This window comes from Micromonospora mangrovicola, assembly GCF_047200535.1.
Lineage (GTDB): Bacteria > Actinomycetota > Actinomycetes > Mycobacteriales > Micromonosporaceae > Micromonospora.
The window spans coordinates 1-16,233 of the sequence record NZ_JBJZOG010000123.1; the positions used below are offsets into that span (position 1 = coordinate 1).

Below are 16,233 nucleotides of genomic sequence, written 5' to 3' on the forward strand. Positions count from 1 at the left end.
ATCGCCGGGCCGGTCTCTCCGGCCACACCAATGACCGTAGGAGTTGACGCAGCGGCAAGCGCAAGAGACCCGGCACGCACCGCTCTCACCACGCTCAGTAAGCGCGACAGGTCCGCCGCTCGCATGAACCAATAATCATCTACAGGCGCTGTTCGAACCACCTACTGCCGGGCTCTCCTAGTACCGGGCTCGCGGGGTGTGGAAGCAGCGCGATGACGTGATCTGGCGAAAGGACCAGGGCACCTGTCGCCGGTTTGGCGGCGGGTGCCCTGGCGGAAGCACTCCACCGGACTGGCGTCACGGTTCGGTGACTGAGCTGCACGGAAATCGGGGTTGACTCGGCGGGTGTTCCCGGGGCGTACTCGATATACGTTCCCGCACCGCCGGCTGGCACGGTCGGCCAGAAGGAGGCGCGCAGGCACTCTCAGGACCGGGTGCCTGCTGTTGCTCGCGCTGGCGTTGCGGAGGACATCGGAAGATGGGAGGTCCCACATGAAGGACCACGCGTCGGCGAGTTGAGCCGCGCCACTGTGGCGCTTGTCGAGCGCTGCCGGTGGCGAGAGTCGCGACCCCTTGTGGCTCGGCTTGGCCGTCTGCCCCGATTTCCGCCCGCTGACATCAGCCTGCAGTACGGGTTGTGGCAGCACCTGCTGCCCGGCTGCCTGCCCCTGCGAGGGCTTGGGTTGTTCGTTGGCTCGATCGCAGTGAGGCATTGACCAACCTCCGCACGCACAAGCGGTTCCGCCTTGCCGGGCAATCCCCGGCAGGGGTCGCGCCCGCCCGCGAACTGGCCCTGTGCGGGTAGGCGCGACCTGGACGGCATCCGCCGTCGCTCTTGAATCCCTACACACGAAGCTGGAGCACGAACATGATCCCAGCCCTCATCAATACAAACAGGCTGGCGGCTGCCTTCGCGGCCCACCGGCCCAGGGCGACGCCATTCGACGCTCCATCCGGGCGCCGTGTCGACAGGTGGTGGGCCGTTGGCACCACCTGAGCAGCGGCCGCCTGACCTGCCCAACGAGGTGCGGTCGGGGCGCGAGCGGCTGGAGAATCGGATCCAGGTTCTGATCATGCTGTTGATCGGCGGCGCGGCCGGCGCAGCCTCGTTCCGCCATGTCCATGACGTCGCGGCGGCGCACGGCCAGCCGGGCTGGCTCGCCTGGGCCGACGCGGTCGTCCTGGAACTGGCCTCGATCGCCGCCGGACTGGAACTGCGCCGCAACCGGCGCCTGGGCAAGAGCGTCGTGTTCCCGGCGACCGTGCTGACGGTGGCGGTGTTCCTGTCCCTGGCGGCCCAGGTCGTGGAGGCGGAAGCGTCCGTGATCGGCTGGGTTGCCGCCGCGCTGCCGGCGCTCGGGTTCCTGACGATGGTGAAGATCGCCCTCGGCCGCGCCGACCCCACCCCACCTGACCACACCGCCCGGCCCACACCGGGCGAGCCAGGACCACCGCTGGTCGTGGACACCGCGGTCCCGGACACCGGCGAGCCGGTCCCCGGACCGCCGCTGTCGATCCCCACGAGCAGTGTCACGGTCCGGGACCGCACCGCCGCGGTCCCGGCTACAGCGGACCAGGACCCTGCAGTCCCGGACCGCCGCGGCAGCGGCCCGCCGGTCCGGGACCGCGGCCCGGAAATCACCGCGCTGGTCCCGGCCGCCCGGACCGCCGCACACACGCTCGCCACCCACGGGACACCGCTGTCCCGCAAGGAACTCGCCCGGCAGCTACGCGCGGACGGGCACCACCTGTCCAACGCCACCGCCTCAGCGCTCGTGCGCGTCCTGCGCGCCGAGGCCGTCCCACCGATCCCGGCCTCGCCGAACCTGTCTCGGCAGGAGGCCGCGTGAGGGAACGACGACCTGCGACGTCTGTCAGACCAAGCCGCCCCTGTCAGATCAGCGCCGGGCAGGAAGGCCGTCTCCTGACAGAACCTGACCCGACCTGTCGGAGCGAACACCGCCCCGTCCGCCACGGTGCAGCAGCCAGCGCACCTACTGCCCCTCTTACCCGCATGCGGGGCGTCAAAGGAGCAACGAGAGTGCTGACCCAGCTCGACGATCCCCACCCGCGCCGCCGGCGCTGTCGCCGACCCCCATCGCGGGCCCTCTCACACGACGGTCACAGCGGTGTGAGCGGCCATGCCGGTGTCGGTGTCGATCCCCGGTTCACCGTCCGCCTTGATACTGACCCCCAAGCCGACCCCTCGTGCTCGCTTACAGCCCAGGTCAGGCCCACTTTCAGCGGCGCCGACCGGTTCCAGACACACCCTCATGTGTGGGGTGTCCCCCCAGGGGCCGCCCGTGCGTAAACCGCTACCGGCACCGGATCCGCTGCTGCGCCTGCAGGCCAGCATCACCGCCCGCGACGACCGGCTCCTCGGCTGGCTCTACGACCACGGGCTGCTGACCACCGACCAGATCGCCGCCGCCCTGTTCCCGTCCCTCGATTTCGCTCAGCGCCGGCTACGCCGCCTCACCGGCCTTCGCGCGGTGGACCGGTTCCGACCCAACAAGCCCGACGGTGGCTCCTACCCGTACCACTACGTCCTGGACCAGCTCGGCTACAGCCACGTCCGCGCCCAGCGCGGGCTCGGACCACCACGTCGGGACCAGGCCCGGCACCGCAAGCAATCTCTTACCTCGCGCCCGGATCTGCCCCATCTGCTTGGCGGCAACCAGGTCTTCGTCGATCTGGCCGCCCACGCCCGCACTCACCCCGACAGCCGTCTGGAGCGCTGGCGGCCCGCGTCCGCTTTCCACGACCCGGGCGTGTTCTACCGCAGAGGCGGGGACCCGCAGATCATGGTCCACGGACCGAGCGGCTTGCCACGCCCGGACGGTGCCGGGGTGTGGACCGAGCTGGACCGTTCGGTGCCGTTCTTCCTTGAATACGACACCGGCCGCGAACGCCTCGACATCCTCACCGAGAAGATCGCCAAGTACGAACGCCTGTCTGCGATGAGCGCTTGGGCGTGGCCGGTGCTGTTCCACCTACCGTCGGCGCGACGTGAGGCGAACCTGCACCACCGCCTCGCCGGCACCACGCCAAGAGCGTTCATCGCCACCACCACCGCCGACCTACGCACCGCCACCGACAGCAGCCCCGCCGAGCAGGTGTGGCAACTGATCGGTCTCAGCGCCGGCCGTCACCGCCTCATCGACCTGCCCTACACCGACACCCACCACGACACCGAGTTCCCCACCCCCACGTCGCCCGGCCCGAATGGGCGGGCAGCCTGATGGCCGCGACCAGGTGGCGCGTCGCGCGGCGTGTGAGGATCAAGAAATCCATCGATGGGACACCCTGTCCGGGAACGTTGCCCGCCGTCACCTTTTGCTGAACCGACAAAGATCCTTGCTACTTCGTATTTCCGCGGCACACCATCGCCGGGGCGGACAGCGGCCGCCCGACCAGCGAGGAGGGGCAAGATGACCGAGCACGGGGCGCATCCGGTGGACCCGGCCACCGCCCGACACTGGGACGACCTCTACCACCAGCGCGACCGGGTGTGGAGCGGCCGGGTCAACGCCGTCCTGGCCGAGGTGGTGGACCCCCTCCCGCCCGGCACCGCGCTCGACCTCGGCTGCGGCGAGGGCGGTGACGCGATCTGGCTGGCCGATCGGGGCTGGCGAGTCACCGCCGTCGACGTTTCGACCACCGCCCTGGGCCGGCTCACCGCCGAGGCCACCCGGGCCGGGGTGGCGTCCCGGATCACCGTGGCCCGGCACGACCTGACCCGAAGCCTCCCGCCGGGCCGGTACGACCTGGTCTCGGCACAGTTCCTCCAGTCCCCGCTGGAGCTGCCGCGCCACGTGGTGCTGCGCGCCGCGGCGCGGGCGGTCGCGCCCGGCGGCCGGCTGCTGGTCGTCGAGCATGGCGCGCCGCCGCCATGGGCCCGCGACAGCCACCCGCACGCCCACTTCGCCAGCCCGGAGGAGATCCTCGCCGCGCTCGACCTCGACGCCGACGGCTGGCACACCGAGCGGCTCGAGGCCGCGAACAGGACAGGCAACGGCCCAGATGGCGAGACGGGCGTCCTCGTCGACCACGTTGTCCTGGTTCGCCGTGGCCACGATGGGCACTGAACGTGTGACGATGCCGTAGCAACCAGAAGGGAGCCTGTTGTGGCGACATTCGTGACCATCGGATACGGGGACCAGAAAGGTTACGACAGCACCGACGCTGCGGTACGCGACGAGGCGCACGCCCATGACATGCGCCTGCGCGAGGCGGGGACCGTGATGGGCATTGCCGGCTCCCCCGTACAGGTGCGAAACGCCAACGGCGCCGGCATGACCGTGCAGAGCGGCTCGTTCCTGTCCTCCGCCCTGCCGGTGGCCGGGTTCGCGATCGTCGAAGCCGAGACGCTGGAGGAAGCCATCCAGGTCGCGTCGAGGACGCCATGCGCAGTCGCGCAGGGAGTCGTCGAGGTCTGGCCGTTGCGGGAGGCGCCGTAAATCCGCGCGAAGCCGACGCCACTCGACACCGAGCCGAATCGTGGCTGAAGCAGCTCGTCGGATGGCGCTTGCCGCAGCGGACTGACGGGTTCGCGGCGGGCCGCGGTCAGCCCGCCGACCTCCGCGCCGCCTCGGCCGACTGCCAGCGGCGCAGGGCGTCCTTGATCCGCCGGTTCTCGGCTCGCGCCTCGTCCCGTTCCCGGGCCCGCTCCCGCAGCTCGTAGGCCAGCCGGTGCAGCAGCGCGTCGACGTCATCGACCCGGTAACCGCGCCGGCCCGTCGGCAGCCGCAGCGCGGCGATCCGGTCCGGGGTGAGCGGGCCGCGCAGGGCGTGCCGACTGCGGTAGACGGTCATCGCCACGGGATCCGATCCGGCAGATGGATCCGCTCGCCCGGCACCCCGGCGGCGAGCAGCCGCAGCCGCGTGCCCGCCAGCATCGCCGACGGCCCGCACACGTACACCTGCTGTTCGGGCCGATGGTGGTCGAGGGCGACGGTCAGCGCGTCACCCCGCTCCCCCGGCTCGGCGAGCGGGTCGTGGGAGAACGCCGGCACGACAGTCAGCCAGTCGTGGGCCTGCTGGAGCCTGTCGAGGGTGATCGCGTCGTAGAGGCTCGCCATGTCCCGGCTTCCCACGATCAGCGTCACGCGCCGGCCGTCCGGGGCGGCGGCGACCTGCTCGACGATCGCGCGCAGCGGCGCCAGCCCGGTCCCGCCGGCGATCAGCAGCAGGTCCCCGCCGTGCAGGCTCAGCCCGGTGTCCGCCGGCGGGCCGAGGTGGAGCAGCTCTCCGAGGCGTACCTGATGGACCAGGCTGGTGGAGACGGCGCCGCCGCGGACCGCGCGGACGTGCAACTCGACGGTGCCGTCCGGGCGCGGCGCGTTCGCCGGGCACAGCCAGCGCCACCGGCCGGGCCGGCGCGGCGTGCAGACCGGCACCGCCTGGCCGGGCCGGCAGGGCAGCCGCCGCCACGGCCGTACCGTGAGGACGGCGACCCCGTCGCAGGCCAGGTCGTGATCGAGCACCTCGACCGGCCACCACGCCGGGCCGTCCCCTGCTTTCGTGGCCGCCCGCTCGACTTCCTGCCAGGGCACGGTGGTGCGTAGCGCGTCGTCGATGACCGCCTGGTGCTCTGGCCGCAGGCCGAAGCGGCGGTACGCGCGGCCCAGGACGCTCAGCAACGCCAGCTTCTCGGGACGGTCCGGCCGATCGGTGAGCCGGCGCAGGGCGGCCTCGACCAGCGGGGCGTCCCGCTCGGGCAGCAGGCCCGGACAGCGGTCCTCGACCTCCTCCCAGAACGAGCGCCGCCGCAGGTAGCTCTCCGCGCGGCGGTGCTCAGCCTCCGACCAGCCCAGGTGTGGCAGCTCGGTGTTGGTGGTCAGTGATTTTGCCACCTGTTCCGTCAGCCGGTCCCGGTCCACCCCGATCAGGTACGGGGACAGCTCCGCGTCCGCCGCGACCAGGCTGAGCCAGCGGGCGACCGCCTCCTCCTGTTCCCTCACGGCTGCACCGCGAGTTGATCCGCGGTGAGGCCGGCGGCGTGGATCGTGGCGTGCGCCCAGCGGGCCAGGCGGCATGGGTACGGGACGCGTTCGCTGCGACACAGCTGGCCTTGCGGCCACGGCTCGGGGGCGTGGACGCGGGCCGCGTGGACGGCGAGAGCCAGGTCCTCGTCGGTGACCGGGGTGAGCACGGCAAATTCGGCGAGTACGGCGGACATCGGTGGGCGCCTCCGGCGGTGGGGTGCATGGAGTGGCACCGGGACGGGCGGGGACGGCCGCCGCCGTACGGGGGAACGACGCGGCCGGAGCCCAGCACCCGCCCCGGGCCATGCGATCAGCCTTGGGCTCGGGCTGAGCAGTAACTACAGCGCCCGCGGAGCCTCGATGACGCAGAAGTGAGGCGTATGCGTACCCGCCCGATCGACGGAGTGCTACTACAGTGGCGGCAGAACGGAGGGAGATCGGGCGTGGCCCTGAAGCGACACCGGCTCTGCCAACGGCGCAAGGCCCTCGGATACAGCCAGGAGCGACTGGCCGAACTTCTCGGCGTGGAGCGGTCGACGGTGGTGCGCTGGGAGAACGCCGAGACGGATCCCCAGCCGTGGCATCGGACCCGAATCGCCTCCGCGTTGGGAGTTACGCTCGAACAGTTCGACGACATGCTCGTTGACGTGTCGGTGGCAGCACATCGAGGGCAGGCCATGGGAGATGACGCACGTAGTCCCGCCTCCGGCGCCACTCGCCCCGAGCTGCTGAACGGCCTCCACGCTCTCCTCACCAACTATCTGTCGGCACCTGACGGGCCGACACCATCGCTTGTCGACGTACGGCGGGCCGTTGGTCGGGTGCACAACCTCTACCAGCGTGCGAGCTACACCTCGGCTGCCCGCCTGCTGGCGGACGTACTCAACCAGGCGACAGCCCTGACCCGCGACGCCACTGGACTGCATCGCAGCAGCGCCTTTCGGCTGCTCGCCGCCGCCTACATCGCAGCGTCGAAACTGGCGGCCAAGGTGGGTGACGGTGACAGCGCCCTGCTGAGCGCTGATCGGGCTTCCACCGCCGCCCGGCTCGCAGACGACCAGGCGTTGTCAGCCGTGGCGGCCTACCAAGCGGCGTGTGGGCTCATGCGGATGCCAGGGAGATTGGCCGAGGCTGAACAGATCGTGCTCACCGGCATCAACCATCTACCTGATGGGGATGGTGATTCAGATCTGCTCTCCGCGCGAGGGGCGTTGTTTCTCCTGGCTGCCGTGATGGCAGCCAAACAGGGCAACCCGAAGGACGCGGGCCGGCTCCTTGCGCAGGCCGGCGAGTTGGCTACGGTGCTCGGCTCGGATCGCAACCGGCTGTGGACCGGTTTCGGTCCGACGAATGTCGTCATTCATGCCGTCTCCGCTGCGGTTCGCGCCGGCAACGCGAACCAGGCGTTGGAGATCGGGGCGCGGCTCGACACGTCGCGGATGCCGGCGGTGCTGATCGGGCGACGGGCGCAAGTACATGTCGACCTGGCGGCAGCGGCGCTGATGTCATCCGGGGCCCGATCGGTCTCTGTCCTGCATTTACTTGAAGCCGAGCGGGTGGCCGCCGAGGTGGTGCACGCTAACGTGCAGGCGCGGGCGTTGCTGCTCGACCTGTTGGCCAAGGAGCGGCGAGCGGCAACGCCGGGGCTGCGGCCGTTGGCGGAGCGGGCTGGGTTGCTGGCTTGACTCAGCGGGGTGTGCTGGCTCTGGTTGTCTGTGCAGCTCCGCCGGTGCTGCGGATCGGGGAGCTGATAGAGCTGCTGCAGGAGGACGGGTGGACCGTCTGTCTCACCGCTACCCCGACGGCTGCAACCTGGATTGACCGCGAGGCGTTGGCGCGGTTGACGGGGTATCCGGTGCGGGTGGAGTGGCGGACGCCGGGCGACCCGGAGCCGCATCCGGCGGCCGATGTCGTTGCCGTAGTGCCCGCCACATTCAATGTGATCAACAAGTGGGCTCAAGGGATCAACGACACGGTTGCGCTCGGCATCCTCAACGAAGCGCTCGGGTCTGGCCTACCCCTGTACGCGTTTCCGAACGTTAAGGTCCAGCTGGCTGCGCACCCACGGTACGACGAACATTTGCGGCTACTTCAGAAGGCCGGCGTCAGCGCGTTGCCACTCACCGTCGAACTCGATTGGCGGGTCGTCACGGACAGCCTCCGAGGCACTACGTAGTGGCCCCCCACGGTGGCGGCGGCCCGATCAGTCCCGCCTTCTAGCCCGGAATACTGAGGTGGCCGATTACGGGACGGTTGTGGTTGGGACAGCAGGCGGCCTGTGCGGCTGGTTAGCTTGCGGCGTGGCGGATCCTGAGCGGGGCATCTACGAGCACCTAATCACCTACCGACTCGCCGAGCGGCTTCAGCACGTCGACCCCGCCCTGATCCAACAGGCCAAGCTCAACCCAGCCGACGCGCACGACATCCTCGCTCGGCACATCGCGACGCTCGCTCGTCGCGCCCTCCTCGCCGTTGGTGGGGACGACGAGAAGCTCGCCCGCCAGGTCGAGCTAGCCAACCGCATCGCCGAGAGCATCGCCCAGGCCGAACCCCGTGCCGTCGGCGCCGACGACCAGGTCGCCGACGCGCAGCGCCTGCTGCACGCCATCGCCGCCCCGCCGACGCCGCCCACCGCGCCCATCTTCCCCGTACGCCCAACCACCCCGCTCTCCACCGGCGCACTGCTGGTCAATGGCCGCCACCAGCCCCGGATCGGCCACGAGGTCACCCACGAGATGGCCTCCGCCGACGGGGTCGACCTGCTCTGCGCGTTCATCAAGTGGCACGGCCTGCGCATCATCGAGCCCGCGATTCGCGACCTGATCGCCCGCGGCGGCCGGCTGCGGGTCATCACGACGACGTACCTGGGCGCAACTGACCAGCGGGCCCTGGATCGGCTCGCCGAGCTCGGTGCCGAGCTCAAGGTCTCGTACGAGACCAGAACCACCCGGCTGCACGCGAAGGCGTGGCTGTTCCGCCGTAGCAACGGCGCCACCACCGCATACGTCGGCTCGTCCAACCTGTCCAAGGCAGCGTTGGTCGACGGCGTGGAGTGGAACGTCCGGATTTCAAACCTGGAGCAGTCGCACGTCATCGACACCTTCGAGGCGACGTTCACCGACTACTGGAATGACTCGGCCTTCGAGGCGTACGACCCAGCCAAGGACGCCGACCGGCTGCGCATCGCGCTCCGCGGCGAGCGCCCCAACGAGGCGCCCACCGAGATCGCGAACCTGGACGTCCGGCCGTTTCCATACCAGCAGGAGATCCTCGACGACCTGGACGCCGAGCGGCTAGTGCACGGCCGCTGGCGCAATCTGGTGGTGATGGCGACCGGCACCGGCAAGACCGTGGTGGCCGCGTTGGACTACCGGCGACTGCGTAAGGCCGGCCGCGTCGACTCGTTGCTCTTCGTCGCACATCAGGAGCAGATCCTGCGGCAGAGCCGCTCGGTGTTCCGGCAGGTGATCGGAAACGGCAGCTTCGGTGAGACCCTGGTCGGCGGCGATAGGCCGCAGGACTGGAAGCACGTCTTCGCCTCGATCCAGTCGCTGCATCGGCAGGAGATCGACCCCGAGGCGTACGACATGGTGATTGTCGACGAGTTCCACCACGCCGAGGCGCCGACGTACGCCCGACTGTTGGAGCGGCTGCGGCCGCGCGTACTGCTGGGGCTGACCGCGACCCCCGACCGGAGCGACGGTGGCGACGTGCGCCGGTGGTTCGATGGCCGCGCCTCTGTGGAGCTGCACCTGTGGGAGGCGTTGGAGCGGCAGCTGCTGTGCCCGTTCCAGTACTTCGGGCTGCACGACGACGTTGACCTGTCGCAGCTGCGCTGGAAGCGCGGGCAGGGGTACGACCCGGCCGAGCTGGACGGCGTTTACACCGGCAACCATGCCCGGGCTCGGATGATCCTGCGCGCGGTACGCGACACCGCCGATGTGGGGCGGATGCGGGCGCTCGGGTTCTGCGTGAGCATCGGGCACGCCGAGTTCATGGCGGACTGGTTCACCCGGCACGGCGTACCGTCGGCGGCGGTGACCTCGCGCGTCGGTCGGGCTGACCGTCACGCGCTGATCGATCGCTTCCGTAAGCGTGAGCTGCGGGTGCTGTTCACCGTCGACCTGTTCAACGAGGGCGTCGACCTGCCGATGGTCGACACGATCCTCATGCTGCGTCCCACCGAGAGCGCCACGATCTTCCTGCAGCAACTCGGCCGTGGTCTGCGCCTGGACGACGACAAGCCCTGCCTGACCGTGCTCGACTTCATCGGCGGCCAGCACGCCAATTTCCGTTTCGACCTGCGCTGGCGGGCGCTGACCGGCGTCAGCCGGCGGGCCGTCGAGGCGGCCGTCCGGGATGACTTCCCGTCGCTGCCGAGTGGCTGCCACATCGAGCTGGACCGGGTGGCGAAGGAGGTCGTGCTCGCCAACCTGAAGTCGGCGCTGCCGACCTCGAAGAACGGCCTGGTGGCGGAGCTGCGGCAGCTCGGTGACGTGAGCCTCGCCGAGTTCCTGGGCGAGGCCGGCCTGGAAATCGAGGACGTTTACCGGTCGGCGAGCGTCGGCGGGTGGACTGGGCTGCGCCGCCTGGCGGGTGTCGACACCTCGACCGCCGGGCCGGACGACCGGGAACTGGGCCGTGCGATCGGGCGGATGCTGCACACCGACGACGTAGACCGGCTGAACCTGCTGGCCCGGGTCGCAAGCGGCGAACGCCCTGGCGGCGGCCGGCTGCTGGCCATGCTGCACTTCAGCATCTGGGGGCCATCGGTGCCGCTGACTGAGCGCGACGCCCGGCTGGGGCGGCTCTGGGCGGAGCCGGCGCGCTGCGCGGAGCTGCGCCAGGTCGCCGAAGTGCTGCGCGACCGGATCCACCGGGTCACGGAGGAACCGGAGTCGGCACGGGTGCCGCTGCGAGTGCACGCCCGCTACAGCCGCAACGAGGCGTGTGCGGCCTTCGGGATGGCGAACCCGGGGTCGCTGCGCGAGGGGGTTAAGTGGCTGCCGGATGAGCAGGCCGACCTCTTCTTCGTCACCCTGGTCAAGTCAGCGGAGCACTACTCCCCCACGACCATGTACGCCGACCGGGCCATCACCGACCGCCTGTTCCAGTGGGAGTCGCAGAGCACCACGTCGTCGGCATCCGCGACCGGGCAGCGCTACATCAACCACGCCGAGCGCGGATCGACGGTGCACCTATTCGTCCGGGAGACCAAGGTCGCCGACCGCGACCTGGGCGTGCCGCCGTATCTGTATGCGGGGCCGATGACGTACCAGGAGCACGTCGGCGACCGGCCGATGCGCATTCTCTGGCGCCTGCAGCATCCGCTTCCCGCCGACATGTACGCCGCCGCCCGAGCCATCGCCGCGTGAGCACCGGCCAAACGGTGATCGTCAACCAGCGGCGACACTCCCGCTCACAGGCGCCGCCCGCTACGCCTCCACCACGCTCGCCGGCTCCTGCGGCACCTCTCGCCCGCTGACCCGCCGCTCGTCCCCGTGCCCCGGCCACCACGCCTTGTGCCCGATCAGCGCGGTCAGCGCCGGCACGAAGAACATCGACATGACGAACGCCGACAGCACGATGCCGATCGCCACTGCGAACCCCATCTGCTGCAGGAATGAGATCGGCGCGAGCATCAGCACCCCGAACGTGCCGGCGAGGATCAGGCCCGCCGCCGCGACCGTCGGCCCGGCATGTTCCACGCCGATGGCGGCGGCCCGGTGCGGCTCGTTGCCCTCGCGCGCCTCCTCTCTCAGCCGGGCGATCATCAGGATGTTGTAGTCCGTGCCGATCGCCACGACGAACAGGTAGAGGATGATCGGCAGCTGGAAAGTGACGCCGGGCTTGCCCTGCAACCCCTGGAAGAGGTAGACCGTCGCGCCCAGGGTGGCGGCGAAGTTGAGCAGCACCGCGATCACCAGGTAGATGGGCGCGACGAGGCTGCGTAGCAGCAGCGCGAGGATCAGCGCGATCAGGCCGGCCGCCACCGGCAGGATCACCGACAGGTCTCGGTTGTTGGCGAAGTTGATGTCCGCGAAGATCGCCGTGGGTCCGCCGACGAGTGCCCGGGTGCCGGCCGGGGCGGCCTGGTGCAGGGCGTCGCGTAGGTCGTCGCGGACGAGGGTGATCGCCTCGTTGGAGACGGGGTTCTTGTCGAGCAGCAGGTTGACCCGGGCCACGCTGGGGTCGTTGCTGCGTTCCGGGGGCTGCGCCTGGCCCACTCCAGGGGCCTTCGCCGCGGCGGCGGCGAAGTCGTTGATCTGCTGCTCGGTCAGCGGGGTCCCGTTGCCGGTGGTCAGGTAGACCTCGGTGGGGGCGAGCGCGCCGGCGGCGAAGCCGCGTTGCAGGTCCTTGGCGGCCTTGGCCGACTCGGTGTCCTGGGGGAAGCCGGCGCTGAAGTCGTAGTCGGCCTTGTAGCCGAGGACACCGGCGGCGAGCGCGACGAGCAGGGCGCCGGATGCCGCGGCGACGAGCGCGGGCCGGCGGCCGATGGCGGTGCCGAGCCGGTGGGACATGGTGGCCTTGGGGGCGCGCTGCCACGCCTTGGACGGCCAGAAGACGTACCGGCCGAGCAGTGAGACGAGCGCGGGGATGAGGGTGAGCGCGGTGACCAGCATGACGCCGACGGCGATGGCGAGGGCCGGGCCGAGCGAGCCGAAGAAGCCCAGGGACGCGAGCAGCAGCACGAGGAACGCGACGATGACGGCTCCGGCGGCCGAGGTGATGACCTCGCCGACCCGTTCGACGGAGACGATCATCGCGGTGCGCTTGTCGTCGCCGGCGCGCAGCCGCTCGCGGTAGCGGAAGAGCAGGAACAGGATGTAGTCGGTGCCGATGCCGAACAGCACGATCAGCAGCACCGTCTGCACGTCCTGGCTGACGTTGAGGTCGAACGCCTTGCCGGCGGCGGCGACGAGCCCGCTGGTGACGCTCAGGACGACGCCGATGACCAGCACGGGCAGCAGCGCGGCGATGGGGCTGCGGAAGATGATCAGGATCAGTCCGATGATCAGGATGATGGTCGCGATGCCGACCACGGAGAACGCCTTGTTGAAGGTGTCCTCGTTGTCGACGAAGCTGGCCACGTCGCCGGCCACGCCGGCGCTCAGCCCGCTGCCCTGAAGCTGCGGGCCGATGGCCGACCGCAGCTCGCGTACGGCGTCGAGCAGCGCCGGGTCGTCGGGGGTGGGCGCGTCGAGCCCGACGCTGACCACCTGCACCGACTTGTCGGGTGCCACGGCCGGCGGGCCGGTGAGGTAGCCGGAGGTGTGCGCGATGTTCCTGCCCTTGAGCGACTGGGCGAGCTCGGCGACCTTCGCCTCGTCGGCCGGCGTGAGCGGCTGCCCGTCGGCGCGCTTGACCACGATGGTCGCCGTGGCGGTTGCCTGCTGCGGGAACGCCTTCTTGCCGAGCTCGGTGGCCTGCACCGACTCGTAGGAGTGGGGCAGGAAGCTCTCCTGGTCGGCGGAGGTGATGTCGCTCAGCGACGGTGTGGTGACGATGATGGCGACGGCGGCGAGCAGCCAGCCGGCGATCACCCACCAGGCCTTGCCTACGACGAATTTGCCCAGCCGCTCGAACATGGTTTCCCCCGTGTGTTCGGCACAACGGATGCTTTGGGGCCTGGAGCGCCGCCGGGGCGCCCGCCCGTCACTCTGCCGGGCAGCCTCCGCTACCCGTTGTGCAGCCTACCTTCGGGGCGCAATCCTTTTCGGACGTCTGGGGATGTGGAAGGGGCGCGTGCGCCTCCAGTCGTTACCAGGTTGACCACGCCCCCAAGGCGTACAGCTAGCCGATGCCGACTCGTTGGACCAATGGTTCGATGAGTGCGACGATGCGCTCCTGGCCGCGCGGGTAGGGCTGCCCGGTGTACCTGGTCGCGATCCGATCGATGACCTCCCAGGCCGCGTCTCCTTCCAGCCACTCGACCACCTGGCCGCGGACGATGACGGGGGTGAAGGGGTCGTCCGGTGGCGTGAGCGACAGGGCGACGCGTGGGTCGCGGCGCAGGTTCCGCGCCTTGCGGGATGCGGGACCGGTGAGGATGGCGACCCGGTCACCTTCGGCGCCGACCCAGAGCGGTACGGAGTGCGGTGATCCGTCCGGAAGGACCGTGGCGAGGTGGGCGACGGCGGTGGTGTCGAGCAGGCGGCGTACGTCGGGTTCGAGCATGTTCTGTCCCTCACTTTTCGATCCGGTAGCGCAGGTGGGTGACCCCGGGTGCGGGCACGGCCTCGACGAGGCTCAGTCCGATGTGGGTGGGCAGGTGCTCGAAGAAGCGGCGGCCGTCGCCGAGGAGCACGGGAACCTGGTGCAGGATCACCTCGTCGAGCAGCCCGGCGCGCAACGCGGCGGTGACCACACCGCCGCCCATGAGCGCGACGTCCCGATCGCCGGCAGCGGCGCGAGCGGTCCCGATGCCGGCTTCGATGGACGTGACAAAGGTCTGCTTGTCCGTCGCCCCGGGTGGCGCCGGACGGTGGCTGACCACGACGAGCGGAGCTGTCGGGTGCGGGCCGGTCCCGCCGAATCCCTCGGAGTCGTCGTACGTGTTCCGCCCGGCGACGACGGCGCCGACGCGCCCCGCGAGGTCGTCGAAGACGGCGCGGCTCGGCTCGAACAGCCGGAAGCCGGGGAACCTCCGGCTCGGGGTGTCGCCGTCGCCGTACCAGCCGAAGAGGATGCCACCGTCACCGAGGCCGTGCCCGGGACCGGGACCGCGTCCGGTGATGAAGCCGTCGACGGAGACGGCCAGTGCGGTGAAGACGTTGCCCACGGCGACGGTGTCCCTTCCGAGTTCCGGCACGAGCCGCTGATCACGCTCGCGTTCGTCATGGCCGGTTGACGACCCAGCTGTGGACGCTAGGGCGGCGCGCGCCCGGCGGCTTGAACGAATCGTGCGCGTCGCGTGCCGGGAGGACGTCGCTACGCTGGCGGCGTGGACCGCGCGCCGGTGTACGACGAGCGCCTCCCGGTGCCTGCCCTGGCGGCGCGGGTCCGCACGGTCTGGGTGCAGCGCACCGGCCCACGGCCGGTGGTGCAGCGCCACCTGCCCGCCGGGGGCGTCGAGCTCCAGTGCCTGATCGGCGGCACGCCCCGTCTGGTCGGCCCGCTCACCCGCGCCAAGGTCGAGATCCTGCCGGCCGGCCTGACGATCGTGGGCGCACGGTTCTGGCCGGGAGCGGCGTCGCCGCTGCTCGACGTGCCCGCCGACGAGCTGGTCGACCAGCTCGTGCCGTTCGGCGACGTGTCGGGCGGGGCGTCGGAGCTGGCAGCCCTTCTGGCGGAGGCTCCCGGGCCGGACGCGGCGCTGCGGTCGCTGCAGCTCGACCTGGTACGCCGCCAGGCGGGTACGCCACCTCCGGACCCGCTCGTGGCCGAGGCGGTGCGGCGGCTGATGCCGTGGCGGCCGACGGGGATCGGCCTGCTGACGGCGGACCTGGCGATCTCGGAGAGCCAGCTGCGGCGCCGGTTCCTGGCCGAGGTCGGCATCGGGCCGAAGACGCTGCAGCGAACGCTGCGCTTCCAGGGCTACCTGGCGTTGGCCCAGGCAGCGGATCCCCGCAGTCGGGTGGCCGATCTGGCGGCCGAGGCCGGGTATGCCGATCATGCGCACCTGGGCCGCGAGTGCCTGCGGCTGACCGGCCTGACTCCGCGGGAGCTGCTCGGCGACGCGGTGGACCGGTGCGGCTGCGGGCACGACCACGCGGCGTCGTACGGACCGCTCCTGGCCGCCCGCCCGACCACCGTGCTGGCGGGCTGAGCCCGCCGAGTGCGGTGGCACGTACCGGTGACAGGCTCCCGGAAGCGGCGGCGACCCGGCGTGCGGGTACGTAGCCTGGCGGCGAGGCACGGTCGGGGAAGCTGTCGGGGGGCATCGTGGCGAACGTGGTCTGGGACGCGCTGGATGGGGTCCGCGAGGTGGAGATCACCGTGACCGGCCGGAGGACCGGGCGGCAGATCTCCCACCCGGTGTGGTTCGTGCTGGACGAGGACAGCGTGTTCCTGGTGCCGGTGACCGGCTCGGACAGCCAGTGGTACAAGAACGTCCGGCAGACGCCGATGATCGAGGTGTCGGCGAACGGTACGGCGTTGAGTTCGAGCGCCACCCCGATCACCGACGCCGACCGGGTCGACCACGTGGTGGAGCTGTTCAAGGCCAAGTACGGCGCCGACCAGATCGAGTCGCTCTACCCGAAGCACGACGTCGCGGTCCAGGTCCCGCTGGGCTGACGGCGCG

At 70.7% G+C, this 16,233-nt stretch carries 15 protein-coding genes; 9 read left to right on the plus strand and 6 right to left on the minus strand.

Translation table 11 applies throughout. The features are described 5' to 3' along the window. Positions 1 to 983 precede the first annotated feature (983 nt). From ACL02O_RS30030 to ACL02O_RS30045, 4 genes are all read left to right on the plus strand, one after another. Positions 984 to 1,850 (plus strand): DUF2637 domain-containing protein, encoded by an 867-nt coding sequence (locus ACL02O_RS30030; RefSeq protein WP_412821545.1) that lies wholly within the window; start codon positions 984 to 986, stop codon positions 1,848 to 1,850. Positions 1,851 to 2,303: 453 nt separating this feature from the next. Then, positions 2,304 to 3,242, plus strand: coding sequence for a replication-relaxation family protein (locus ACL02O_RS30035; RefSeq protein ID WP_412821546.1), 939 nt, complete (start codon positions 2,304 to 2,306; stop codon positions 3,240 to 3,242). A gap of 189 nt (positions 3,243 to 3,431) precedes the next feature. Next, positions 3,432 to 4,088: a class I SAM-dependent methyltransferase gene (locus ACL02O_RS30040; protein ID WP_412821547.1), complete on the plus strand. Its 657-nt coding sequence runs from the start codon at positions 3,432 to 3,434 to the stop codon at positions 4,086 to 4,088. A 39-nt stretch (positions 4,089 to 4,127) separates the two neighbouring features. Next, entirely contained in the window at positions 4,128 to 4,460 is a 333-nt protein-coding gene (locus tag ACL02O_RS30045; protein WP_412821548.1) for a YciI family protein, read from the plus strand. Positions 4,461 to 4,566: 106 nt separating this feature from the next. Here ACL02O_RS30045 and ACL02O_RS30050 read toward each other — a convergent pair whose 3' ends face one another. Genes ACL02O_RS30050 through ACL02O_RS30060 form a run of 3 tightly spaced genes read right to left on the minus strand, consistent with a single transcriptional unit; the run spans position 4,567 to position 6,181 of the window. After that, complete coding sequence (locus tag ACL02O_RS30050) at positions 4,567 to 4,815, minus strand: DivIVA domain-containing protein (protein ID WP_412821549.1); 249 nt, start codon at positions 4,813 to 4,815, stop codon at positions 4,567 to 4,569. Then, on the minus strand, positions 4,812 to 5,963 hold the full coding sequence (locus ACL02O_RS30055; RefSeq protein ID WP_412821550.1) for an FAD-binding oxidoreductase: 1,152 nt from the start codon (positions 5,961 to 5,963) through the stop codon (positions 4,812 to 4,814). Before ACL02O_RS30055 ends, ACL02O_RS30050 begins: the two co-directional genes overlap by 4 nt. Then, entirely contained in the window at positions 5,960 to 6,181 is a 222-nt protein-coding gene (locus ACL02O_RS30060; protein ID WP_412821551.1) for a hypothetical protein, read from the minus strand. The genes ACL02O_RS30055 and ACL02O_RS30060 overlap by 4 nt, the downstream gene beginning before the upstream one ends. Before the next feature lie 249 nt (positions 6,182 to 6,430). On the opposite strand from ACL02O_RS30060, the gene ACL02O_RS30065 reads away from it, so the two are divergent. The 3 genes from ACL02O_RS30065 to ACL02O_RS30075 all read left to right on the plus strand — a co-directional run bounded on the left by ACL02O_RS30065 (position 6,431) and on the right by ACL02O_RS30075 (position 11,362). Next, on the plus strand, positions 6,431 to 7,672 hold the full coding sequence (locus tag ACL02O_RS30065; protein ID WP_412821552.1) for a helix-turn-helix transcriptional regulator: 1,242 nt from the start codon (positions 6,431 to 6,433) through the stop codon (positions 7,670 to 7,672). Positions 7,673 to 7,683: 11 nt separating this feature from the next. Continuing rightward, positions 7,684 to 8,163, plus strand: coding sequence for a flavoprotein (locus ACL02O_RS30070; RefSeq protein ID WP_412821553.1), 480 nt, complete (start codon positions 7,684 to 7,686; stop codon positions 8,161 to 8,163). A 124-nt stretch (positions 8,164 to 8,287) separates the two neighbouring features. Then, positions 8,288 to 11,362 carry a DUF3427 domain-containing protein gene (locus ACL02O_RS30075; RefSeq protein WP_412821559.1) on the plus strand — a complete coding sequence of 1,025 codons (3,075 nt, stop codon included), beginning with the start codon at positions 8,288 to 8,290 and terminating at the stop codon, positions 11,360 to 11,362. 60 nt (positions 11,363 to 11,422) lie between these two features. Here the strand turns inward: ACL02O_RS30075 and ACL02O_RS30080 are convergent, their stop codons facing one another. The 3 genes from ACL02O_RS30080 to ACL02O_RS30090 all read right to left on the minus strand — a co-directional run bounded on the left by ACL02O_RS30080 (position 11,423) and on the right by ACL02O_RS30090 (position 14,799). Further along, complete coding sequence (locus tag ACL02O_RS30080) at positions 11,423 to 13,576, minus strand: MMPL family transporter (RefSeq protein WP_412821554.1); 2,154 nt, start codon at positions 13,574 to 13,576, stop codon at positions 11,423 to 11,425. A gap of 205 nt (positions 13,577 to 13,781) precedes the next feature. Beyond that, positions 13,782 to 14,165 (minus strand): TIGR03618 family F420-dependent PPOX class oxidoreductase, encoded by a 384-nt coding sequence (locus ACL02O_RS30085; protein ID WP_412821555.1) that lies wholly within the window; start codon positions 14,163 to 14,165, stop codon positions 13,782 to 13,784. 10 nt (positions 14,166 to 14,175) lie between these two features. Beyond that, positions 14,176 to 14,799, minus strand: coding sequence for a dihydrofolate reductase family protein (locus ACL02O_RS30090; protein ID WP_412821556.1), 624 nt, complete (start codon positions 14,797 to 14,799; stop codon positions 14,176 to 14,178). A 132-nt stretch (positions 14,800 to 14,931) separates the two neighbouring features. Here ACL02O_RS30090 and ACL02O_RS30095 point away from each other — a divergent pair, with 132 nt between their 5' ends. Continuing rightward, the gene (locus ACL02O_RS30095) at positions 14,932 to 15,756 is read left to right on the plus strand and encodes a helix-turn-helix domain-containing protein (RefSeq protein ID WP_412821557.1); all 825 of its coding nucleotides are present in this window, start codon (positions 14,932 to 14,934) and stop codon (positions 15,754 to 15,756) included. Positions 15,757 to 15,872: 116 nt separating this feature from the next. Beyond that, the gene (locus ACL02O_RS30100) at positions 15,873 to 16,226 is read left to right on the plus strand and encodes a nitroreductase/quinone reductase family protein (protein ID WP_412821558.1); all 354 of its coding nucleotides are present in this window, start codon (positions 15,873 to 15,875) and stop codon (positions 16,224 to 16,226) included. Positions 16,227 to 16,233: the final 7 nt, after the last annotated feature.